Below are 21,204 nucleotides of genomic sequence, written 5' to 3' on the forward strand. Positions count from 1 at the left end.
ATCGAGGTGAACCAGACCATGCTGGGTATCGCCGAAACCGTGCGGCCCAAGCTGATCGCCGATGGCATGTTTCTGGTGGGGCTCGATATCGTCGGCGACAAGCTGCTCGAGATCAATGTGTTCACGCCGGGCGGACTCAATAATCTGTCGCAGATGTACGACACCGATTTTACCCAGTCGGTAATCGACGCCCTCGAGCACAAGGTCACCATCAGGGACGCCTATAGGGGCAAGGTCAGCAATCGTGATCTGGCGGCGCTGTAGCGGTTTCGGACACCCCTCAAGCGTCTAAGCGAGTCCGCGCCGTGTTGCTAAACCGATATTATGCGAACCCACTCATGTCGGCATGCTGCCATGAGCTTTCACCACACCGCATTCGGCGATGTCTAGAATGGGGTGGTTGAACGAACCCGCTGCGCGGCAGGGTGTGCGCGGTGAGGTAGCGGTCAGGCTCCTTGCGTCACGGCTTGATTGAGGATCGCCGCGTTCCTCCAGGAGCCTAACGATGACTACGATCATTCCCAACACCGCTGTCAGTCCGCTCCGCCAGAAGCCGATCGACGACATGACCATGCGGCACTTCTCGGTGGCGACCCAGCGCAACTACATCCGCGATGTCGGGCGCTTCGCCAGTTTCCTGGGACGGCCGCCGGATACCGCGACCACCGAGGATGTACGCCAGTTCCAGCTGGCCCAGAGCGAAGCCGGCGTTCCGGTGCCCACCATGAACAGCGTGGTCTCGGCGTTGCGGTTCTTCTTCGCCAATACCCTTGATGGGACTGTCAGTAATTTCGTGTGCGGGATAGCCGCCCCCGCAACCTGCCGGTGGTGTTGAGCTGCGACGAGGTCGCACGCCTGCTCAAGGCCACCACCAGCCTCAAGCACCAGGCGGCGTTGTCGGTTGCCTATGGCGCCGGATTGCGCGTCGGCGAAGTCGCCATGCTCAAGGTGCGCGATATTGACAGCGAGCGCATGCTGATCCGTGTCGAGCGCGGCAAGGGCGGGCAATACCGCAATGCCATGCTCTCGCCCGACCTACTCACCCTGTTGCGCCAGTGGTGGCAGGACGGGCATCGCCAAGGTGTGCTGCATCGCGACGGCTGGCTGTTTCCGGGCCAGTATGCCCTCAAGCCGATCAGCACCAGGCAGCTCTATCGCGTCGTGGTCGAGGCGGCCCAGGCGGCGGCGATCGCCAGGCACGTCGGCCCGCATACGCTGCGGCACAGCTTCGCCACGCATCTGAGGACGGCGTCGATATCCGCGTCATCCAGGTGCTGCTCGGGCACAGCAAGCCCGAGACGGCAGCGCTCTATACCAAGGTGGCAACCCGCACGGTGCGGTCCGTCACCAGTCCGCTCGACCGTCTGGGCATCTTCGTCCCCATCGAGGCGCCACCTGACCCCTGAGCGGTGCGTGCCGCCCTTGAGGTCGCCGACATCGCCTTCCACAACAAGGCGCTGGTCTACGACCTCCTGTTCAAGGCGGCATCGCAGACCATGCTGACGATCGCTGCCGATCCAAAACACCTGGGCGCCCGCATCGGCATGACCGCCGTGCTCCACACCTGGGGCTCGGCCATGACCCACCATCCCCATATCCACATGATCGTGCCCGGTGGCGGCATTGCGCCGGATGGGCGATGGATATCATCGCGCCCGGGCTTCCTGCTCCCGGTGCAGCGCCTCGACAATAACGAGCCGACCTTTGGCATGACGCTTTACACCGGGCTGCCGTTCGCCGTCGAAGTGCTGGGCAATTGGGGGCTGGACTTCGCCTTCATCGATACTGAGCACGCCAATTTCCGCCTCGGCGGCCCCGATCTGGAGCGCATGATCCTGGCTGCAAAGATCAAGGGCGTCTCGCCGCTGATCCGCGTGCCCTGTATTCTGGAGCATGACATTCGCAAGGCCTATGAGATGGGCGCCGATGGGGTTATCACTCCGCAAATCCGCACCGCCGCTGAGATGCGCCAAATTGTCGCTACATCCAAGTTCCCGCCCTTTGGCATCCGGGGTGGCGACGGGGCCGTTCGCTCGGCCACCTTGAACGGGCCGGACCTGGATTGGCCGACCTATCTGCGTACCTCCAATGAGAACACATTGGTGATCCCGACCGCAGAAAACACGGATTTCTTCGAAAATATCGATGACATTTTGGCGGTCCAGGGCATCGACATTGTCAATTTCGGCCCGCTTGATTTCGCGATTTCGGCCGGTGTTGACACCGACCCGTCCTTTACCGGCGACACCGTGCTGCCAGCATTGGAACTGTTGATAGAAAAATGCCACGCGCGGAATATTAAGGTCATGTCCACCTGTGTCCCGGCAACCGGGGACCACGCAGAACGTCTGGTGAAGATGGGCGTGGACATGCTGATCGTTGGCGTGGATCTCGCTCTGATAAACCAAGGTGCCCGCCATGCGCGCGAGGTGATCATGAACGGGGTGAGCGTACCAGCGTAAACCGTGGGCCGGGAGCTGGGGCCCATTTGACAGCATTTGTTGAGAACTCAGGTCAGGGCCGGTGATCTACAGCGTCGGCCAGTCGGGCGTTCGATATGCCGGCGTGCCAGGTTCTCCACGCAAACGCGGTACGGTCTGGGAAATGCTACGAACTCGATATCGACGAAGACCAACCAAGCTCCGCGCCGTGGGCGCACTATTAAGCCCAGGATTGACAACTGCAGTGGGCAGCGTTGCGGTATTTGCCATCATGGGAATATGAGGCACTAAAAGGAGAAAAGCGTCCGTAGAGGCGCAAAACCGATATGGTCCTACGACGGCAAACGGCAGCTTTTAGGAATTGCCACTTGGGGCTCTAACGACCGAAACGGGGTCGTTTGTGGGCGTCCCGATCGGGCAAAAGTTCATCGGTTTAACTTCCAGTGTCAACGGCGGAGCAAAAGTCGGCCAGTGTGGCGGCGTAAAAACCGGCCAGTGCTGCTGGTGAGCGGATATGCCAAGGGCCCTGATCGGGCCCTTGGCATATGGCGCTTCTGGGTTAGCAGTTATGCGCGGATTCGCCGGTGTCGGGGTCGATGATCTCGGTGGCCTGGTTTTGCTCCGCCACGGTTTTGGGGTCAGTGCGGTGCCGGCGGGCGGCGGATTGCTCGAGCCCGCCGGGTCCTGTCGTGCAGGCGCCGGCTTGCCGACGGTGAGCGGATAGGACGTTGCTGATCGTGCGCGGTGCTCCTGCGCCCGCAGCCCCATTCAGATTGACGTTTCGATCGCCTGCATGTTTGATCTCCAATGAGCCGATGAGGGAAAAATGAACGAGCGCATCACCATCCGGATGGAACCCGATCTAGCGGAAGGCCTGGAGCGCTTCATAAGGGACGAGTTGATCGATTGCCGCTCGAGGCAGGACGCATTCCGTCATATTGTTCGAGATTGGCTTGGTGCCAGAGGTTATCTGGAACTGCCATTGTCGGAAGACGTGACAACCTGGCTGTCGCAAAGTCGTTGCATCTCAAAATAGCCAAATCGCGCTGTGATGGTGCGGCTAGCTAGAAGGAGCCATCAATGACACTGCACTTTATTCCGGGCGTTGCTACCCTCGCTGCCGCTCTCGTTCTCACCGGGTGCACGAACATGGCCCAGCCTGCGGCACAGCTTCCGTCGCCGTCCGATTGTGGGGCGTCTCGGCTCCAGGACAAGGCTGGCCAACCGGTCACGGGATCGACCGCAGCGGACGTCCAGATAGGTGGCGTAGCGGTCCAATCCAGAGGCGAGGTGCGCGTCATCGCGCCTGGTCAGGCCGTGATTCAGAACTATCTTGAGGAGCGCCTGAACCTCGAAACCAACGCTGCCGGGAATCTTGTTCGGGCCACCTGCGGGTAATTCCAAGTTCACTCTTGCTCAGTCCCCGTCCCACGGCCTCGACCATGGGCTTCCAACGCTAAACCGTCCGGTGGATCATTCCGCCCAGCGCCAGTTGTGGGGGCCCAATGTTCGAATGCTGGCGCATAATTGCAAATTCAGGACGCGGATCGCCTGCCGTGCCTTGAGGCCCAACGCCTTAAGCGCTTGTCTGCGGTGATCATGCCTATCGTCCATTTATGGCGTCCCAGATGGCATCGAGGCATTGGCGACCTACCTTGCCTATCCCAGTGTGGAGCGGGCTCACCATGTTGACCTCGGCAAAGACGATCACAGTGTCGGCCCTGGGCTGCGATCTTTCGCGTGAAAGTCGACACCAGGTCAGAAATCTAACATTGAGGCTTCTGGATAATTCTGCGTTGGTCATAGCCTCGACCGGAACAGTTTCGCGCTCCGGTCGTTGGCACAGGGAGACCCGAGCAGAGACGGAGGCCGACATGATGACGATCAGAGAAAAACGCAGGGCAGCACTGTTGCTAAAATCTGCGCTCGTTCTAGTCGCGGCCGTGATCCTGATCACTCCAAAGGACGTTGAAATTCCAGACCTGGGCGCGTTCTCGCTGGTCACTCAGGCGTTCGCTGAGGATGCCGCAGATCTGCCTATGCAGTGACAATCGTGTCGTGCGGCGCCGCCGCGCCAGCGTGGCGATCCATTTGCTCTCGTGCTCCTGACCCAGACCTATAGCCCGCGGAGAGACCCTATGCAGAGCAAGCTCATCCATGATGCAGAGGGACAGCAAACCTACGCCATCATTCTTTCGACGGGCGATGAAGTAACCGCCTGCCTGACTGCGTTTGCGAAGGGGGCAGGGCTGCAGGCGGCAAGCTTCAAAGCCATTGGCGCGTTCCAGCGCGCCACCCTTGCCTTCTTCGATTGGGAGGCGAAGACCTACCTGCCCATCGACGTGAATGAACAGGTCGAGGTTGCGTCACTGACGGGCGACATTGCGATTGGGGCCGAAGGCGAGCCGGCATTGCATATCCACGCCGTGCTCGGCCGCCGAGATGGCAGTGCCGTCGCCGGACACCTTCAAACCGCGGTGGTCCGCCCGACCTTGGAAGTGATCCTGACTGAATCGCCAGAATACCTGCGCAAGAAACTCGATCCTGATTTGGGGCTTGCGTTGATCAAACCAAATCTCTGATCCTTGCGGCAACAGCAGTGATGCGGAGGCCGAGATGACGAACACGACAGAGCCCAAACTTCTGTCTGGCGGCAACCCGCAGATCGCCAAGGGCTATGGTGACGAACCCGTCCAGGCCTACATCGCAGCCATGCCAGGGTGGAAAAGTGATCTCGGCCGACGCCTTGATGAATGCATTGAGCTTGTCGTGCCGGGGGTCCGCAAGGCCGTAAAATGGAACTCCCCCTTCTACGGGACCGAGGACGATATCTGGTTCCTCAGCCTGCATTGTTTTGCAAAATACGTGAAAGTGACGTTCTTTCGCGGCACGTCTTTGCGCCCCGAGCCGCCCGGCCAGTCCAAGCATCCCGAAGTGCGCTATCTCGACATCTACGAAGGCGATTTCGATGAGGCTCAGTTTATCCAATGGGTGAAGCAGGCCAGCAAGCTTCCCGGGGAAAAACTGTGACGCTGTAAGATCGGAGCCGGCCTAGTACCCCAACGTGCCATTTGATATCCATGAGCTGTTTGAAGATACACGGAGTCCGGCATGACCAGCGCCGAAGATAACGATGGATCGTCCTCCCAACTTGATCAGCTCATCGACACCCCAGAACTGGCGGACGGGCTGGAAAGCGATAGCTTTAGGCAATTCCTCGACCATCTCCCTATCGCCATCGCGGTGTCAGAACTTCGACCAGAAGAACGCATCGTCTATGCGAACCCTGCGTTTCTAAACCTCATCGGGGCGGCGGCGGACTGGCCTGCGGGGCAAGGCTGGAACATCCTTGCTGGCAGAGCATGCGATCCGGATGGCACCAATCTTGGTCAGGCAGTCATCGATTCCACCGACTTTGTCGGCCGCTTTGCCATTCCCCATGCCGAGGGGCTTTCTGCGACCGTGAGTGCGTGGTCAAACCTGATACTTGATGATGATGACGCCGCGATGTTCCGACTGGTGGCCCTCATTGACGCCAACGACTCCGATGAACGAGAGCAGTTCGAGCAGCAGTTGCGTGAAAAGGACACGCTGCTGCAGGAAATTCAGCACCGCGTTAAAAATAACCTGCAGATGATCACCGCTTTGATCCGCTTGGAATCCCGGCAAGCGCCCGACCGGCAGGCTGCATTTGACCGGCTGGCAGGTCGCGTTGAAGCCTTGGCCCTGCTCTATGGGGCGATGACTGCTGAAGCACAAAGCGGAGAAGTCGATCTCGGCAGCTACTTGAACCAAATAGCATCCGCCGCGATGCAAGCCCAAGCGGTCGATGGCGTGCGGCTAGAAACGACAGTGGACTCTTGGCTGGTCTCTATAAACATCGCCATGCCCGCAGGGTTAGTGGTCAACGAATTGCTGACCAATTCACTCAAATATGCCTTCCGCGATAGTGAAGCAGGGACAATTCAGCTTCATTGTATCGTTGATGATACCGGTTGCAGGGTCATGGTCGCAGATGATGGTATTGGCTTGCCCGCTGGCGTTGAGTGGCCCGAGCCGGGCAAGCTAAGCGCGTTGATCGTTCGGTCGTTGCGCGAAAACGCCCATGCTCAGCTCAAAGTTGAGTCTGAGCCAGGACAGGGAACCAAAGTCACAATCCAGTTTACCAGAGCTGCAGCGGAGGTCGCACTCCAAGCCGCTGACCGTTGAAGGCCACAGGCCCGAGAAATGCCTCCGGTTGCCAGTGCAGCTAACCCGTGCAAGCCTCTCGGACCTATCGGGGGGTTAACATGCACAAAATGGTCAGCGCCGCGGTTGTGGCAACTCTTGCCTTTACCATCCCAGTTAACGCCGCTGAACTGGTGGGAGCAATCGTGCCGCCCTACCCCAACGGCATGCTCAGCGACATGGGCACATGTATCCCGATGGAAGAGGATTTCTGCGCCTACTCAATCGCCGCACTCAACGAGCAGGACGGGTCGGTGTCGGCGGTCCTTGGGCAGAAGCTTCTCGATCATGCCGAGGGCATCCCGAGTTGGGAGATCATCGCCTCACTTGACGTCCCCGAACAGGCCGAAGGGCAACTTTGGGCCTTCGAGGAATGCTATGTAGATGATGTACCCGATCCATCGGTGATTGGTCTGGTCAGGGCCAAAGATATGGACGGATGGCTGCAAACCGAAGATACCCTGTGGGCGGTGCGGTTTGATGTCCGTTCCAATCAGCTCATCCAACTCGATTCCGCGCACGTGAAGTGCGTCTTGCCAGGATCTTGAGCCCCGGCTTGTGCGGGCGACGACAAAGGCCACGCCGGGCTTTCGCTTGGCGAGTCGCTTCGGGCGATCTTCTGAAAATGAACCCTTGCCGCCGTTCGACGGGTCAGGCCTCCGGACCGGCCTATCTTTTTTTGATGGTCTGAAGATCTAGCACTGCGGTGAACCCTTCCACTCCATTGCCGTTGCCAATCCCTTCGATTTCCGCGTGCAACTGGATCGTGTTGTCATCAACGCGCTCGGTCTGCATTGAGAGGACGTTGATGCCCTCCCAGGTCAGTGGTGCCGCCCCGCTTTTCGGCTCATACCTCACCGTAAATGGAACAGATGACCTGTGCTGCAGTGTTTCAGGGTCGAGCGAAAACTCTAAACGAATCTCTGCCTGCCCGGCTTGTGGATTCACGGTTGGGCGAGCACTGACAACCACGAACACGTCGTCGGGCGCTATATTGACGCCGCCCAACAACATCGGCTTGAGCACCTGCCACGACGCGGTATGGATCTCACGCCCTGGCTCGTTCGGCACGGTGTTCCATGTCGTATAGTATTGGTGCGAATCCGCGCCCAACATAAACGCTACAGTACCTGTAGCCTCGTAGACCGGCATTTCCTGGGCCGCGGCCGGGCCTAGCAACAAGCCCGCCACAGCGAAGACAGTCATCCTCATCTCAACGCTCCCTCCACCTTATACGAGGCGGCCTACTAAATAGTCCGGTCATGAGGCTGACTGGCAATCGATGGCCAGCATGCCGGCTCCGACGAGATTACCGTCCTGATCCCGCAACACGAGGTCGCGGACGGTAATGGCTGTGCCGGAAACCTCGACGTCAAAGCCATCTGCAATTAGTTGTTCGTCCGGACTGTCGAACACCGAAGCGATATCGAAACCGACACTCAGATGGCGACCGGTCGAGCTGAGCTCGAAGAAAAACAACCGCCCGTCGGGATCGGTGCCAGGCCCCTGGATTTCAATGTCATGCAGACCATCTTCAACCCACATGGCGCACGTGTCGGGACCGAAGATATAGCGCCCGCTTTCCGTTGCCAGAATTCCACCTCGACCGTCCAAAGTTGGTAACTCGGCGGTGTTTGAAACCTGATCAGCGACGACGGCACCGGCCAGCGTGATAGACATAATGGCCGTGAGGCCAATCAATCGGGCGAACATATGCTTCCTTATCCGGGGACGACAGACCAAGGCAGTATGGCCATTAGGCCCGCGTGATCAACCCACCGTCAGCGAACAAGGAAATTCCACATCGCCGCCTGCCGGGATGGATGAAGGAGACCAAACGAGCACGCTACTACTCGCTGCCGCGGCGCGTTTCGCAGGCTCGTGGGATATTGGTGTATGTGACACGGCACCGCTCCTCAATAGCATCCTCCTGGCATCGTCAGGGGTGACGAATTGTTATCGCTGCCCGCCTATCGTCCATCGGCGTGGGGGCTGAACATGAATCTCTTTCCGAAGTCGGTACGGTGGGCGCTTGGCGTCTTGGTTATTCTCCTCTTGGCCTACATCCTGATCGGGAGCTGGCAGGCGTCGCGGCTCCTCGAAAGCACATTACGTGTTGGCGCGGCGACCGCGCAGAACGCTGGCTGGCCAGCACCCGAAGTGCCAGCCGATATCGGCTATCAGGGAGATCCTAATCGCGCCTTTGGCTATCAGTTCGAGAGCATCGCTATCGATGGCGAGTTGGGCCAACTGCCCGCCTGGTTCATCCCAACTGTGTCACCTGGCGCGGCGACACCGTGGGCGCTATTTGTACACGGCATCGGCGGCCGCAGAGAAAATGGCTACCGTTTCCTCCCGACATTTCACGATGCCGGACACCCGGTCTTGATGATCAGTTATCGCGATGACAGCGGTGCGCCCGTCGACCCTAGCGGGCTCTATGCATTTGGCCTTACCGAATGGCCAGACCTTGAGCGCGGCGTTCGCTATGCTTTGCAAAATGGAGCGCCGTCGGTCATTTTGATTGCCGAGTCAATGGGCGGCGGCATCGTCGGTCAGTTCATGCTTCACTCGGGACAGCGAGACGCGATTTCTGCGATTGTCCTTGATGCCCCCGCCATTAGTTTCGACAGCATTCTGACCGAGCAGATCGAGAAGATGCATTTACCACTCGCCCCGATCCTAGCGCGGGGTGCTCTGCTCTTTAGCGACTGGTTCTCAACAGTGCCCCTTGGGGAGGCGGAAACCACGGAGGCGCTCGCACGCTTGGATAAACCGTTGTTTTTGTCTCACGGATTCATTGACCAGATCGTGCCGATCGTCAGCAGTGACCGCCTCGTCGCAATGCGCAGCGCCCCGACGACCTACCTCCGCACGGCAGCGGATCACATCCAGTCTTGGAAGCTCGATCCGTCGCAGTATGAAGCAAGCCTCCGGGCGTTTCTGTCGACGCTGTAAAGCCAGCCTCTTGCAGACTCGTAAGGAAGGAGTCGAACATGGTTCAGCGCAAAGAGAGACCTGCGAGGTCGACATTCGACGGTAGCCAAGCACCGAAAGCAGTGAGATGAGGCGATGGCCGCATTGTTGGTGTCAATCATTGCCGCAACGCCAAGACTGCCACCCAGAGGCTCACCACCCCGATGACAGTGCCGATACCCCATTGCCAGTTGTTCAGGTAGAACTTCACCAGCACCCGGGCCACCTCTGCCGTCCAGTGCCGCTCACCCGGGTGCGCAACGCCCAGCCTTCTCGTCAGTCAGCCCTTGTAGGGAGCGTTGCCGCGCAGTTGAGCACCTGAGCGTGGCACCTGTGCGTATCGCCCCATGAACCATGGGTGCTGGCGGCAGACATGCGTCAAAAGGACCACAAACCACAACAACCTTCACCCAAGGTACAACAAAGTTTCAAGGTAGCGTCACATACCGCCTGTAGGACTGCACGCACTGATGTCCCCCGCCGAGGTCGTGACGGTGAAAGTTCCTGCTGCGAGCCGCCAAACAACCATCATCCAGCTCGTGAACGACGGGCATGGCATGTCGATTGCCGCGATTGCGTCGCTCTGTGGCGTATCGACCGAAACCATTCGCCGGGACCTAGCGCAGCTGGAACGCAATGGCGACATTCAGCGCGTTTACGGCGGCGCCATCCCCACCGATCGCAGCGCACCGGTCAGCGAGCGGCGCCATATGATCCGGGCCGGAAAGCGCATCATCGGCCGGCTGGTCGCCGACATGATCCAGAAAGACCAATGGATATTCATCACCGGCGGCAGCACGGGCCTGGCCATCGCCGAGGCCATGCTCAACGGGCCTGCGGTCAACGTGATGACGCCCATGCCCTCCATCGCCGACGCCCTCAATTCGGGCAGCCGCCATCGCGTCGTCCTGACCGGCGGCCAGTATGACGCCAGCAGCGGCGTGACAACCGGCGATGAAGTGCTCGATGCCATTGCGGCCTGCACGTTCGATCTCGCCATTGTCGGCATTTATGGCCTCGATGCCGGCTATGGCCTGGTCGAGGCCAATCGCTTCAACATGCTGCTCAAGCAATCGCTCATGGCTCACAGCCGCCGCACGATTTTCGTCGGAGACCACACCAAGATGGGCGAAGTCGGGCGCTATCGCAGCGTGCCCTTCAGCGACGTCGAAACCATCGTTACCGATTTGCCCCCGTTCGGGCCGCTGGCCGAACGTCTGCGCCAGGCCGGCAGTACCGTCATTTACCCCCATCCCCTGGACGCCGACGAGCAGACCGGGTCTGCCGATGTCGTCGCCTTAGAAAGGCATTCCGATGCATACTGATCACGTAATAATCGTTGGGATCGATGGCCTGCGCCCCGATCAGATCAACGAGCAGACCATGCCGAACCTGGCCGCCATGAAGGCGCGTGGCGTTTCGAGCGCCAATCACCGCACGGTGTTCCCTTCCGAGACCCGTGGCGCCCTGACTGCCCTGGCGAATGGCGCCCGTCCCGCCCAGACCGGTATATTGGGCAACGTCTTCTATGCCCGCGGCGATGATCCGACGCTGGCCCGCACCGACACCATCCACGACTGGCATGCCAATGACGATGCCCTTCCGGGCGGCTATGTGTCCGCGACCAGCCTTGGGGAAACGCTTTCCAAGGCGGGCATGACCCTTGCGGTGGTGACCTCCTCGGGACAGGGCTCGTTCACCGCCCTGAGCTGGAAGGGAGAGCAATGGGGCAATGTCGGCTTCAATGTCCGCCACCCCCAAATCGCCTATCCCCACGATATCGCAGCCGACATCGAGGGCGCACACAAGGTTCCCTCGGGGGGCTTTGATCGTGGAGCCGAAGCCAAGGCCATAGAAATCTTCACCCAGAGCGTGTGGCCTGCGGCTCTCCCCGAGGCGTCGATCATCTGGCTGACCGAGGTCGACAGCGCGTCGCACAAATTCGGTCTGGGCAGCCAGGGCCAGCTGGAAACGATGAAATCATGCGATGTCGCGATCGGCGCATTGCTGGACTGGCGCGACAGCCAGCCCAACGCCGAGGACATTCTCATCATGGTGACCTCCGACCATGGCCATGTGACCAGCGGAGAAAGCGCCGACGTCGCCAAAACTTTGCGAGAGGCCGGCATCAGGATCGACTCCAATTTTGCCGGCGACGCCGATATCCTGATGCGGGGCGGACGCACGCCGGGGCTCTGGCTGCGCCAGGCCGATCCCGGCCTGTTGACATCGGCAGCCCAAATCCTCGCCGCCCAGCCCTGGTATGGCGCCGGCTTCACCCGCCCCCTGTCCACGGACAGCATGCAGCCTTCGGTGGACGGAACGTTGTCCATGGCATTGACCGGCGCCGATCATCAGCGTGCGCCCGATCTCTATCTGGAAATGGCCGGCCACAATGGCGCCAATGAACATGGCGTCAGCGGCACCGCCTATCTCGATGCCGGCCCCTACACCACGCTTATGGGCGGCGGCACGCATGGCGGCATGCACTGGAGCGAACTATCGGCGGTGCTGATTGCAGATGGCGCCCTGGCCAAGAAGGGCAGTGTGGTGAATACCCGCACCGGAATTTATGACCTTGCGCCCACGATCCTGCATCTGCTGGGGGTAACGGTGCCGGCCACGATGAGCGGGCGCGCCTTGCTCGACCTGTTCGAAGGCGAACCGGTCGCCGCCGTTGAAAGCCAGACTTTCGAGGCCAGCCTCAACGGCAAGACATCGAAACTGACGGTTAGCACGGTAGCAGACCGCCAATATCTGGATCATGCCGGCGAGGGTCCGTCCGCGTCCGCCTAATCCTGACACCCTGGCAACAACACCTATTGCCGTGCGGCGCCCGCCGCGCGGCCGAAAAAACACGCCCTGACGGCGCGTCAACCTGGAGATGGATATGAGCATCCTCACTAAGACCACAGCCATGCTTTGCCTGATGGCATCCACCGCTATCATGGGCGTTGCCCACGCCGAAGACCGGTCGGTCCTTAACGTCGCCCTGCAGTCGATGGGCACCGCCGGTTCGCTCGACAACGTCGAGGGCGCCAGCACCGCCCAGCGCAAATATCAGAGTTCGATCTTCGAGCAGTTGATCGCACTCGACTTGTCCGATCCCAACCTGGCGGCCGGCCCAGGCCTGGCCGAAAGCTGGAGCTGGATTTCTCCCACCCAGCTGGAGCTGAAGCTGCGTGATGGCGTGACCTTCCACAATGGCGATCCAATGACCGCTGACGATGTGGTCTTCTCGTTCTCGGACGAACGCTTCGGCCTGCTGCCCGAGCAGACTGCCGCCCGCGAAGCCAGCGAAGCCAACGCGGTTCTCGCCGATGGCACCAAGACCATCGTTCCGCCCGCCACCGTTGCCGCCACCAAGGAGCAGGCATGGCCCCTGCTCGATCACATCGAGATCGTCGATGAGAACACCGTCCGCTTCGTCATGCAGCAGGCAACGCTCGATACCGAGGCACGCCTGGCGCGCCTCAATCATGCCTCGATCATCTCCAAGCGCGCGTTCCGCGAAGCCGATGGCTGGAAGGGCTGGGCAATCGCGCCGGTTTCCACCGGTCCCTACAAGGTCGCCTCGCTCGATGAAGGCGCTGCCATCCGCATGGTTCCCCATGAGCAGTACTGGGAAGGCCAGCCCCCGCTTGCCGGCCTCAACTACCTGGTCATTCCCGAAGGCGCCAGCCGCATCAACGGCCTGCTCTCGGGCGAATATGACATTATCACCGATGTCGGCCCCGACCAGGTTGACCTGATCAATAATTCCGATGGTTTCGATGTCGCAGGCGGGCCACTGGCCAATATTCGCTTCATCAACCTCGATACCCGCAACGGTCCCTTGCAGAACGTCAAGGTACGTCAGGCACTAGCCCACACCATCGACCATGAAACCATTGTCGAAGGTCTGTGGAGCGGTCTCACGGCCAAAGCCCATGGTCTGCAGCACCCGATGTTCGGCGATCTCTATATCGGCGAGCACAAGCCGGTCGAGTTCAACATCGAACTGGCCCAGCAGCTGCTGGCCGAAGCCGGTTACAACGGCGAAGCGATCACCTTCCGCGTCCAGCCCGACTATTACCCGAACCAGCTCACGGTCGCGCAGTATAACATTGAGAACATGCGGGCAGCCGGTTTCAACATCGACTTTTCGGTGACGGATGTTCCTGGCGAAGTCAATGACACACGGATGATGTACGACCTGTCCAATACGGTGCATTTTGGCTATCCGCTGGCCATCCTGCAGAACAATTGTCCGAATGGCAGCTACAACCTGTCGACCAATCCTGAGACCGGCACGTATACCAACGACGAGTTCAACGCGCTCTGCCAGACCCTGATCGAAGCCGCCACGCCCGCAGAAGCCCGCGCGGCCTTCGCCCGCGCGCTGGAAATCCTCGAGATTGAAGATCCCGCTTACGTCCTGCTGCACCAGAACGCGATCCTTTACGGCAAGCGCTCCGATATTGAGTGGGCCCCCTCGGCCATCTTCGCGATGGATTTCGGTCCGGGCGCCATCAGCGTCGCCGACTAGCTAAACTTGGGAGCGCATGGCCGCCATGCGCTCCCTCCCGTTTTGACTGCAATTTTATGACTGGCAAATTTTCCATGCGACATCGCCTTGCGATCGAGGGCAATATGGCCATGCTTGGCCCAAACGAGGGCCATACGGCCCAGCGTCTCTACGCGGTTGGCGACATCCACGGCCAGATTCAGATTCTGGATGATCTGCTCACCCAGATCCAAGATGACCTGCGCCGCCATCCCACCGATCAGGTCAAACTCATCTTCACCGGCGACTATATCGACCGTGGTGCCGATGCCCGCGCCGTTATCGACCGCGTCAGCCGACTGCGGGAGAACCGGTTCCACGGCGCAGAAGTCATCTGCCTTCGCGGCAATCATGAACAATGGCTGATCGATTTCATTGCCGGCGAGGACAATCTGGCGAACTGGGGCGTCAAGGGCGGGCGGGAGACCCTGCAATCCTACGGCGTGCTGCGGGAAGACAGCGAGGTGGACTTCGCCGACAGCGCGACCAATGCACAGCTGCGCGCCATCCTGGCGGACAGAATGCCGGCCCGCCACCAGAATTTTCTCGCCAGTCTTCCCCTCAGCCATAGCCACGAGGGCTATCTCTTTGTCCATGCGGGCGTTGATCCCGACCGACCGCTCAACGACCAGCGCGATCACGATCTGATCTGGATCCGCGACAAATTTCTCACCCACGCCCTGTCCTTCGGCAAGGTCGTGGTTCATGGCCATTCCTGCTGCGCGCAGGTGGAAAGCCATGCCAACCGCATCAATATCGACACTGGCATCTACATTCAGGGGCGCCTCAGCTGCGTGATCCTGCAGGGGGCCTCGCGCCATCTGCTGCAGGCCGTTGGCCAACCCTGCGCCGGCTATGTCCACCATCAGGGCTCGCTGGTGACCCGAAAACCATTGCTTGAACCCACTGGAGCGTGACCATGGCCGACCGGACACCGCTGATTGCCATCAAAGACCTGACCGTTGATTTCGAGGACCGCGCCGGTTTCATCCGCGCCCTGCACGGCGTTTCGTTCACCGTCGAGCGCGGCGAAGCCCTTGGCGTTGTCGGTGAATCGGGGTGCGGCAAATCGATTACCTGGCTTGCCGCGCTCGGCCTGCTCGGCAATCGGGCCCGTTCGGGCGGTTCCGTTCGGCTGGCCGGACAGGAACTGATCGGGGCGGATGACGACACCCTGTCCGGGCTGCGCGGCAGCAGGATCGCCATGATCTTTCAGGACCCCTCCAGCTCCCTCAATCCGCTGCTACGCATCGGCGCTCAATTGCTCGAAGCGCTGGCATTGCATCAGAACATGCGCGGCGCAGCGGCCCGGGCCGAGGCAGCCCGCCTGCTGGACCGGGTGGGCATCCCCAATGCCCAGTCGCGTCTGAATGCCTATCCTCATGAACTTTCGGGCGGCATGAACCAGCGCGTGATGATTGCCATGGCCCTGGCCGGCAAGCCCGAAATGCTGGTGGCTGACGAGCCGACCACTGCGCTCGACGCCACCATCCAGGCACAAATTCTTGGCCTGCTCGACGATTTGCGCCGGGAAGAGAATATGGGACTGGTGCTGATTTCGCACGATCTGGAGATGGTGTCGGAAATGACCGAGCGCGTGCTGGTCATGTATGCCGGGCGCATCGTTGAAGACAGTCCCACCACGATCCTGTTCGACCGCCCCGCTCACCCCTATACCCGTGGCCTGATCGCGGCCCTGCCTGATCTCAACGGCCCCATCGAGCGGCTCAGGCCGGTCCCCGGCACCGTGCCCTCCCCCAAATCCATGCCGGTGGGCTGTGCTTTCGGGCCAAGATGTCCACAAGCCCAGGCCCGCTGCCAGCAGACGGTTCCCCCGCTCGAGCGCGTCGTCGCGCAGGCGCGCCATAGCTCGGCCTGCTTCTTCAATCCGGTGCCGCCCCGCCAGGCGGATCGGGCCGCGCGCCAGTTGGAGGCGGTGCTATGAGCCGCACCCTGCAGGCGCGCAATCTCAAGCGGCATTATCTCACCCGCGAGCCGGGGGCGCTGTTCGGTGCCAAGCGTGTCCTCAAAGCCGTCGACGGGGTGTCCTTCTCCGTGGCTCCGGGGGAAACGCTCGGCATCGTGGGCGAGTCGGGTTGCGGCAAATCGACGACCGCCAAGCTCCTGCTCGGCCTGCTGCCGGCCAGTTCGGGCGAAGTCTGGTTTGGCGACGAACGGATTTCCGCGCGCAAGGATGTGCAATGGCGCCAGCAGCGCCGGCTGATGCAAATGATCTACCAGGATCCGATGAGCGCGCTGGACCGGCGCCTGACCATTGGCTACCAGATCGGGGAGCCGTTCATCGTCCACCATCCCGAGATGAGCCGGGCGGAACGTGAAAGTCGCGTCGCCACCATCATGAGCGATGTGGGGCTGACACCCCACCACGGCGATCTCTATCCGCACCAGCTTTCCGGCGGCCAGCGCCAGCGCGCCGTCATCGCCCGCACGCTGGCGATTCAGCCCGAACTGATCGTCTGCGACGAGCCTGTTTCCGCGCTCGACGTGTCGGTGCAGGCGCAGGTGCTCAACCTGTTTCAGGACATTCGTGAACGCACCGGCTTTACCTCGGTGTTCATCAGCCACGACCTCAAGGTCGTCCGCCAGGTGTCCGACCGTGTGGCCGTCATGTATCTGGGTAAGATCGTGGAAATGGGCCTGCCCGACGAGGTGTTTCACCGTCCCCGGCACCCCTATACCAAAGCGCTGGTGTCAGCCGTTCCCAACCGCCATCGCGACCGTGCGAGCCGGATCGTGCTGACGGGGGAATTGCCCAGCCCGCTCGATGTGCCGCAGGGCTGCCCGTTCCATACCAGGTGCCGGGAGGCGACCGCGATCTGCCGGACCCGGGTGCCGGACCTCGTCGATTTCAACGGGCACAAAGCGGCCTGCCATCTCGTCAACCCGATCCAGCACGCTGCGGTGGCCTAACATGTTCATGTTTATCTTGTCCCGGCTGCTCCGGGCCCTGGCGACCCTGTTCATCATCGTCACCTTTGCCTTCGTCATTCTGCGCATCGCCGGCGATCCGGTCGCGCGCTTCTATGACGTCGCGACGACGCCGCCCGAGGTGATCGCCGCGTTTCGTATCGAATGGGGGCTGGACAAGCCGCTGTGGCAACAATTCACCAACTATATCGGCTCGGTCCTGACCGGCGATCTGGGCAATTCAATGCGCGAGAGCCGTCCGGCACTGGTGACGGTGCTGGCGCGCCTGCCCCTGACGCTGCAACTGGCAGTCCCGGTGCTGTTTCTCAAAGTGCTGATCGGCGTGACGATCGGCATTTTCGCGGCGCTGCACCGCAACTCCATCATCGACCGCGCCCTGATGATGATATCGGTACTAGGCATTACCGTGCCGACCTTTGTGATCGGACTGGTGCTGGCAATGATCTTTGCGGTGCAACTGCGATGGCTGCCATCGGGCGGTTATACCGAATTGCGCCACATGATCCTCCCCGTCGCCACCATGACCATTGCAGGCTCGGCGGTCATTGCCCGCTACACCCGCTCGGCGATGCTTGAGGTTCTTGGCCAGCCCTTTGTTCGGGCGGCCAGCGCCAAGGGGCTGAAGTCCAACCTGGTCATCCTGCGCCATGTCCTGCCTAATGCCGCGATATCGATCATTACCATCTTCGGCCTCATGCTGGGCGGGCTGATCGGCGGCGCGGTCGTTGTCGAGAGCGTTTTCTCCTGGCCAGGCGTCGGGCGTCTGCTCATCGACTCGGTGTCATCGCGTGATCTGGCGGTGGTTCAGACCATTCTGCTGATGATCGGCTTGACCATGGTGATCTCAAATCTGTTCGTTGACCTGCTTTACGGACTTATCGACCCGCGCATGCGCGATCCGCGCCACACCGGCCAGTAAGGGAAGTTCAAGATGACTGAAATCAGCCAGATCTCGCCGACCGCTATCGGTGCCGCGCATGCCAGGGGTAGCGGTATCCGCCAGTTCTTCAGGGATTGCCCTCCCGTTGTTCTGCTGGCGCTGGGGTGGATGGCGGCAATGCTGCTCATCGCCGTCTTTGCCAATTATCTGGCCCCATTCGATTTCAAGGCCGTCAATGTCAAGGCACGGCTGCTGCCGCCCGCCTTCACCAGCGGGGACTGGACACACCCGATGGGCACGGACCAGCTGGGGCGCGATGTGTTGTCGCGCGTCATGTATTCAATCCGCATCTCGATGACAATAGCCATCTGCGCCACCGTTCTGTCCACGGTGATCGGGGTCACCCTGGGCTTTCTGGCCGCCTATTTCCGCGGCTGGGTCGACCAGCTCATCCAGATCATGGTCGATACCCAGCTGGCCCTGCCTTTCCTCATCATCGCCATTGCGGTGCTGGCCTTTGTGGGGGACTCCCTGCTCGTTTTCGTCCTGCTATTGGGGTTCAGCGGCTGGGAGGGGGTGGCCCGCATCTCGCGCGGCCTAGCGATATCGGCCAATGCCCAAGGCTATGCGGCAGCGGCGCGCGACATTGGCTGCACGCCCGGACGCGTCTATCTGGTGCATATCCTGCCCAATATTGCCGCGACCATCGTGGTGGCCATGACGCTGAACATTCCCGGTGTGATCCTGCTCGAATCGAGCCTGTCATTCCTCGGTATCGGCGTGCAACCGCCAGAAACCAGTCTTGGAAACATGGTTGGCTACGGCCGAGAATACATCCAGTCGGCGCCGTGGATACTGCTGTCCCCATCGCTGATCATCATCCTGACGACGCTGTCTGTTTCAACGATTGGCGACTGGTTGCGCGATCGGATGGATCCTACATTGCGCTAGCCGGGTGACCGCCCCCTAAAGCGCCTGCTCTATGCCTATCGCGGCCGGCACATGCGCACTCGCAGGCCAATGAGCCGATACTCGAACTCGCGTAATTCTAATTGGAACAGGACTTTTGCATGCCTATCGATCCCGCCTTCTCCACGCCCGGTCAATTCTACAAGGGGAATCTGCACACCCATTCGACCCGGTCCGACGGCAAGCGCTCGCCGGCCGAGGTCTGCGCCATGTATCGGGATGCCGGCTATGATTTCCTGGCGCTGACCGACCACTTCACCAGCAACTTCAATTTCCCCATCGTCGACACGTCACAATGGCGGACTGACGGCTTCACCACCCTGTTCGGTGCCGAAATGCATGCGCCCAATATCAATGCGGGCGAACTTTGGCACATTCTCGCCGTTGGCTTGCCGCTGGATTTCTCCGGCCTTGCCGATGACGAAACCGGACCCCAACTGGCGCAGCGGTGCCTCGATGCGGGCGCCTTCGTCGCCTTTGCCCACCCGACCTGGTATGGGCTGGATATGGATGACGCCGCCTCCATTCCCGGCGCCATGGCCGCCGAAATATACAACCACACCACCATGGTGCGCACCTCGCGCGGCGACAGCTCGCTGTTCATCGACCAGTTGCTCAATCGCGGTCGCCATATCGGCATCGTCGCCACCGACGACGCCCACTTCGAATCTCCCGATTGGTTTGGCGGCTTCGTGATGGTCAAGGCGTCGGCGCGTGCCCCCGAGGCGCTGCTCGAGGCCCTCAAGGCCGGTCACTACTATGCCAGCCAGGGGCCGCAGATTCACGATATCACCTACACCGACACCACGGTTGAAATACATTGCTCTGCCGCTGCTGCCGTCATGGTGCTGGGCAAGGGATCGCGTTCCGCACAACGGGTCGAGCCCAATCTCACCCGCGTTTCACTGCCGATCGACCGAGTCCGCGCGGGCGGATACGCACGTATCGTCGTCGTCGATGCTCAAGGCCGCAAGGCCTGGTCCAACCCGGCGTGGTTCTGATCATGCTCCTTTCGCCCGATGAACAGATAACGCAGGCAGGCGCGTGAAGAGGCACGTGGTTTGGGTGTCGATCGGCACGGTAAGTCATTGAAATCTCGATCACCGGCGGGGTGACATGATGGAGCCGAACAATTGCACTCACCAGCACAAAGCTGGACCCTAGAATTCACTGTTCTCGCCACTGTCGACCGACAAGCTCGGAAAATCATCGTGCGGCTGATCGCTGTTGAGCAGACCCGCATCCTCCAGCCCTTCGAGATTTGGCAGATCTCGCAGGGTATCGAGCCCAAACTGCTCCAAAAACCCTTTGGTGGTCACATAGGTGAACGGCGCTCCGCTGCGAGCGTCTATCCACGATAGTTTTGAGGGTCATCGGCCTTCTCCTTGTTGAAACCGGCACTTCCGGCATAAAAAAGCCCGCCTCGGAAAGCCGGGCGGGCGTTTGATATTGGTGGTGATTATTAGCCGCCACGAACGAGAGATGGCGCCCTCGGGCGCTCAGGCCCCTTTCTCTTCGGCCCTTCGATAAGGCCCTCTCGAATGGCTAGTTTGCGCGCTTCCTTACGCGCACGGTTCACTGCCTGTGTGGCCTCTCGCTGTCGCCTTTCAGATGGTTTTTCGTAGTATGCGCGGCGCCTCATTTCGCGGAAGACACCCTCGCGCTGGAGCTTCTTCTTGAGCACCCTAAGTGCTTGATCGATATTGTTATCGCGGACTTGAACCTGCAAATAGTTTTCCTAGCTAAGTGTCCGCTTCACCCCTGCGGGCAAGCGGAGGAAGTGCCCTGTGGTACTCCTGCGGCCCGCCCTATCACTTTAGGCTATGGAATGCACATCGAAGTCAGCACTCACTCGATCAGCGTCGGGGCCATATTGGTCTTGATCCAGGTCTCGTCGATGAACACCAGACGGCTGGGATCGAGATAGGGCAGGATGGCCTTCCAGCGCTCTCGCCGTCGCGCGCTGGCGACATGGGTCTGTTCAAGCGCGAACAGGATTTCTTTAAAGCTCAGCCCTTCACGCCTCAAAAACTGCCATACCGCATTGTGCGACAACGTCACGCCGCGCGCGGCCAACTCGTGCTTGAGGCCATGCAGCGCAGGTGCGGGGCCTGAGCTATCCGCTCCAGGATAAAAGCGCGCTGCCCATCCAGGATGTCAATTGGCACCGAACTTTGACCTCTTATCGGCGCCCACCACGACCTGACTGCCGGCGG

Annotated in this window: 22 protein-coding genes and 4 pseudogenes; 21 read left to right on the forward strand and 5 right to left on the reverse strand. The window is 60.6% G+C overall.

Features of this window, described 5'->3' with window-relative positions; all coding sequences use genetic code 11:
- The 11 genes and pseudogenes from ACX3OW_RS20985 to ACX3OW_RS21035 all read left to right on the forward strand — a co-directional run.
- Positions 1 to 264: ATP-grasp domain-containing protein (locus ACX3OW_RS20985; RefSeq protein WP_459097741.1), on the forward strand; the 264-nt coding region annotated here is incomplete at its 5' end.
- 241 nt (positions 265 to 505) lie between these two features.
- Positions 506 to 1,406 (forward strand): annotated as a pseudogene (locus tag ACX3OW_RS20990) (tyrosine-type recombinase/integrase).
- Positions 1,407 to 1,427: 21 nt separating this feature from the next.
- Positions 1,428 to 1,685 (forward strand): annotated as a pseudogene (locus ACX3OW_RS20995) (transposase); the annotation flags it as partial.
- Between the two features lie 24 nt (positions 1,686 to 1,709).
- Entirely contained in the window at positions 1,710 to 2,462 is a 753-nt protein-coding gene (locus ACX3OW_RS21000) for an HpcH/HpaI aldolase family protein (protein WP_459097799.1), read from the forward strand.
- Between the two features lie 805 nt (positions 2,463 to 3,267).
- Positions 3,268 to 3,477 carry a ribbon-helix-helix domain-containing protein gene (locus ACX3OW_RS21005; protein WP_459097742.1) on the forward strand — a complete coding sequence of 70 codons (210 nt, stop codon included), beginning with the start codon at positions 3,268 to 3,270 and terminating at the stop codon, positions 3,475 to 3,477.
- Between the two features lie 113 nt (positions 3,478 to 3,590).
- Entirely contained in the window at positions 3,591 to 3,839 is a 249-nt protein-coding gene (locus ACX3OW_RS21010; protein ID WP_459097800.1) for an I78 family peptidase inhibitor, read from the forward strand.
- Between the two features lie 476 nt (positions 3,840 to 4,315).
- Positions 4,316 to 4,489: a hypothetical protein gene (locus tag ACX3OW_RS21015; RefSeq protein ID WP_459097743.1), complete on the forward strand. Its 174-nt coding sequence runs from the start codon at positions 4,316 to 4,318 to the stop codon at positions 4,487 to 4,489.
- Positions 4,490 to 4,579: 90 nt separating this feature from the next.
- Entirely contained in the window at positions 4,580 to 5,023 is a 444-nt protein-coding gene (locus ACX3OW_RS21020; protein ID WP_459097744.1) for a PPC domain-containing DNA-binding protein, read from the forward strand.
- Between the two features lie 34 nt (positions 5,024 to 5,057).
- Complete coding sequence (locus tag ACX3OW_RS21025) at positions 5,058 to 5,471, forward strand: DUF1801 domain-containing protein (protein WP_459097745.1); 414 nt, start codon at positions 5,058 to 5,060, stop codon at positions 5,469 to 5,471.
- 81 nt (positions 5,472 to 5,552) lie between these two features.
- Complete coding sequence (locus ACX3OW_RS21030) at positions 5,553 to 6,650, forward strand: sensor histidine kinase (protein ID WP_459097746.1); 1,098 nt, start codon at positions 5,553 to 5,555, stop codon at positions 6,648 to 6,650.
- Positions 6,651 to 6,730: 80 nt separating this feature from the next.
- Positions 6,731 to 7,216: a hypothetical protein gene (locus ACX3OW_RS21035; protein WP_459097747.1), complete on the forward strand. Its 486-nt coding sequence runs from the start codon at positions 6,731 to 6,733 to the stop codon at positions 7,214 to 7,216.
- Between the two features lie 121 nt (positions 7,217 to 7,337).
- On the opposite strand, the gene ACX3OW_RS21040 is transcribed toward ACX3OW_RS21035, so the two are convergent.
- Together ACX3OW_RS21040 and ACX3OW_RS21045 are read right to left on the reverse strand one after the other, a co-directional pair.
- Positions 7,338 to 7,874: a hypothetical protein gene (locus ACX3OW_RS21040; protein ID WP_459097748.1), complete on the reverse strand. Its 537-nt coding sequence runs from the start codon at positions 7,872 to 7,874 to the stop codon at positions 7,338 to 7,340.
- 54 nt (positions 7,875 to 7,928) lie between these two features.
- Entirely contained in the window at positions 7,929 to 8,381 is a 453-nt protein-coding gene (locus ACX3OW_RS21045) for a hypothetical protein (protein ID WP_459097749.1), read from the reverse strand.
- Between the two features lie 285 nt (positions 8,382 to 8,666).
- Here ACX3OW_RS21045 and ACX3OW_RS21050 point away from each other — a divergent pair, with 285 nt between their 5' ends.
- From ACX3OW_RS21050 to ACX3OW_RS21095, 10 genes are all read left to right on the forward strand, one after another.
- Entirely contained in the window at positions 8,667 to 9,626 is a 960-nt protein-coding gene (locus tag ACX3OW_RS21050; protein ID WP_459097750.1) for an alpha/beta hydrolase, read from the forward strand.
- Positions 9,627 to 10,114: 488 nt separating this feature from the next.
- Positions 10,115 to 10,969, forward strand: a complete 855-nt coding sequence (locus ACX3OW_RS21055) for a DeoR/GlpR family DNA-binding transcription regulator (protein ID WP_459097751.1) — start codon at positions 10,115 to 10,117, stop codon at positions 10,967 to 10,969.
- Positions 10,959 to 12,440, forward strand: coding sequence for an alkaline phosphatase family protein (locus tag ACX3OW_RS21060; RefSeq protein WP_459097752.1), 1,482 nt, complete (start codon positions 10,959 to 10,961; stop codon positions 12,438 to 12,440). Before ACX3OW_RS21055 ends, ACX3OW_RS21060 begins: the two co-directional genes overlap by 11 nt.
- Before the next feature lie 94 nt (positions 12,441 to 12,534).
- Positions 12,535 to 14,172 carry an ABC transporter substrate-binding protein gene (locus ACX3OW_RS21065; RefSeq protein WP_459097753.1) on the forward strand — a complete coding sequence of 546 codons (1,638 nt, stop codon included), beginning with the start codon at positions 12,535 to 12,537 and terminating at the stop codon, positions 14,170 to 14,172.
- Positions 14,173 to 14,246: 74 nt separating this feature from the next.
- Positions 14,247 to 15,107 carry a metallophosphoesterase family protein gene (locus ACX3OW_RS21070; RefSeq protein ID WP_459097754.1) on the forward strand — a complete coding sequence of 287 codons (861 nt, stop codon included), beginning with the start codon at positions 14,247 to 14,249 and terminating at the stop codon, positions 15,105 to 15,107.
- A gap of 2 nt (positions 15,108 to 15,109) precedes the next feature.
- Positions 15,110 to 16,135 (forward strand): ABC transporter ATP-binding protein, encoded by a 1,026-nt coding sequence (locus ACX3OW_RS21075; protein ID WP_459097755.1) that lies wholly within the window; start codon positions 15,110 to 15,112, stop codon positions 16,133 to 16,135.
- Positions 16,132 to 17,121 (forward strand): ABC transporter ATP-binding protein, encoded by a 990-nt coding sequence (locus tag ACX3OW_RS21080; protein ID WP_459097756.1) that lies wholly within the window; start codon positions 16,132 to 16,134, stop codon positions 17,119 to 17,121. Before ACX3OW_RS21075 ends, ACX3OW_RS21080 begins: the two co-directional genes overlap by 4 nt.
- 1 nt (position 17,122) lies before the next feature.
- Complete coding sequence (locus tag ACX3OW_RS21085) at positions 17,123 to 18,058, forward strand: ABC transporter permease (RefSeq protein ID WP_459097757.1); 936 nt, start codon at positions 17,123 to 17,125, stop codon at positions 18,056 to 18,058.
- A 12-nt stretch (positions 18,059 to 18,070) separates the two neighbouring features.
- Entirely contained in the window at positions 18,071 to 18,970 is a 900-nt protein-coding gene (locus ACX3OW_RS21090; protein ID WP_459097758.1) for an ABC transporter permease, read from the forward strand.
- A gap of 119 nt (positions 18,971 to 19,089) precedes the next feature.
- Positions 19,090 to 19,989 (forward strand): PHP domain-containing protein, encoded by a 900-nt coding sequence (locus ACX3OW_RS21095; protein ID WP_459097759.1) that lies wholly within the window; start codon positions 19,090 to 19,092, stop codon positions 19,987 to 19,989.
- Positions 19,990 to 20,148: 159 nt separating this feature from the next.
- Here the strand turns inward: ACX3OW_RS21095 and ACX3OW_RS21100 are convergent.
- The 3 genes and pseudogenes from ACX3OW_RS21100 to ACX3OW_RS21110 all read right to left on the reverse strand — a co-directional run.
- Positions 20,149 to 20,325 (reverse strand): annotated as a pseudogene (locus ACX3OW_RS21100) (SMC-Scp complex subunit ScpB); the annotation flags it as partial.
- Between the two features lie 125 nt (positions 20,326 to 20,450).
- Positions 20,451 to 20,717 carry a 30S ribosomal protein S21 gene (gene rpsU, locus ACX3OW_RS21105; protein WP_459097760.1) on the reverse strand — a complete coding sequence of 89 codons (267 nt, stop codon included), beginning with the start codon at positions 20,715 to 20,717 and terminating at the stop codon, positions 20,451 to 20,453.
- A 134-nt stretch (positions 20,718 to 20,851) separates the two neighbouring features.
- Positions 20,852 to 21,144: pseudogene (locus tag ACX3OW_RS21110) on the reverse strand (IS630 family transposase); the annotation flags it as partial.
- Positions 21,145 to 21,204 lie beyond the last annotated feature (60 nt).

The organism is Devosia sp. A449 (genome assembly GCF_054489375.1).

Excerpts from the sequence above, each read along its gene's own strand:
- ACX3OW_RS21000 (WP_459097799.1), top strand. The coding sequence starts at position 1,710 with ATGACGCTTTACACCGGGCTGCCGTTCGCCGTCGAAGTGCTGGGCAAT.
- ACX3OW_RS21005 (WP_459097742.1), top strand. The coding sequence starts at position 3,268 with ATGAACGAGCGCATCACCATCCGGATGGAACCCGATCTAGCGGAAGGC.
- ACX3OW_RS21010 (WP_459097800.1), top strand. The coding sequence starts at position 3,591 with ATGGCCCAGCCTGCGGCACAGCTTCCGTCGCCGTCCGATTGTGGGGCG.
- ACX3OW_RS21015 (WP_459097743.1), top strand. The coding sequence starts at position 4,316 with ATGATGACGATCAGAGAAAAACGCAGGGCAGCACTGTTGCTAAAATCT.
- ACX3OW_RS21020 (WP_459097744.1), top strand. The coding sequence starts at position 4,580 with ATGCAGAGCAAGCTCATCCATGATGCAGAGGGACAGCAAACCTACGCC.
- ACX3OW_RS21025 (WP_459097745.1), top strand. The coding sequence starts at position 5,058 with ATGACGAACACGACAGAGCCCAAACTTCTGTCTGGCGGCAACCCGCAG.
- ACX3OW_RS21030 (WP_459097746.1), top strand. The coding sequence starts at position 5,553 with ATGACCAGCGCCGAAGATAACGATGGATCGTCCTCCCAACTTGATCAG.
- ACX3OW_RS21035 (WP_459097747.1), top strand. The coding sequence starts at position 6,731 with ATGCACAAAATGGTCAGCGCCGCGGTTGTGGCAACTCTTGCCTTTACC.
- ACX3OW_RS21040 (WP_459097748.1), bottom strand. The coding sequence starts at position 7,874 with ATGACTGTCTTCGCTGTGGCGGGCTTGTTGCTAGGCCCGGCCGCGGCC.
- ACX3OW_RS21045 (WP_459097749.1), bottom strand. The coding sequence starts at position 8,381 with ATGTTCGCCCGATTGATTGGCCTCACGGCCATTATGTCTATCACGCTG.
- ACX3OW_RS21050 (WP_459097750.1), top strand. The coding sequence starts at position 8,667 with ATGAATCTCTTTCCGAAGTCGGTACGGTGGGCGCTTGGCGTCTTGGTT.
- ACX3OW_RS21055 (WP_459097751.1), top strand. The coding sequence starts at position 10,115 with ATGTCCCCCGCCGAGGTCGTGACGGTGAAAGTTCCTGCTGCGAGCCGC.
- ACX3OW_RS21060 (WP_459097752.1), top strand. The coding sequence starts at position 10,959 with ATGCATACTGATCACGTAATAATCGTTGGGATCGATGGCCTGCGCCCC.
- ACX3OW_RS21065 (WP_459097753.1), top strand. The coding sequence starts at position 12,535 with ATGAGCATCCTCACTAAGACCACAGCCATGCTTTGCCTGATGGCATCC.
- ACX3OW_RS21070 (WP_459097754.1), top strand. The coding sequence starts at position 14,247 with ATGCGACATCGCCTTGCGATCGAGGGCAATATGGCCATGCTTGGCCCA.
- ACX3OW_RS21075 (WP_459097755.1), top strand. The coding sequence starts at position 15,110 with ATGGCCGACCGGACACCGCTGATTGCCATCAAAGACCTGACCGTTGAT.
- ACX3OW_RS21080 (WP_459097756.1), top strand. The coding sequence starts at position 16,132 with ATGAGCCGCACCCTGCAGGCGCGCAATCTCAAGCGGCATTATCTCACC.
- ACX3OW_RS21085 (WP_459097757.1), top strand. The coding sequence starts at position 17,123 with ATGTTCATGTTTATCTTGTCCCGGCTGCTCCGGGCCCTGGCGACCCTG.
- ACX3OW_RS21090 (WP_459097758.1), top strand. The coding sequence starts at position 18,071 with ATGACTGAAATCAGCCAGATCTCGCCGACCGCTATCGGTGCCGCGCAT.
- ACX3OW_RS21095 (WP_459097759.1), top strand. The coding sequence starts at position 19,090 with ATGCCTATCGATCCCGCCTTCTCCACGCCCGGTCAATTCTACAAGGGG.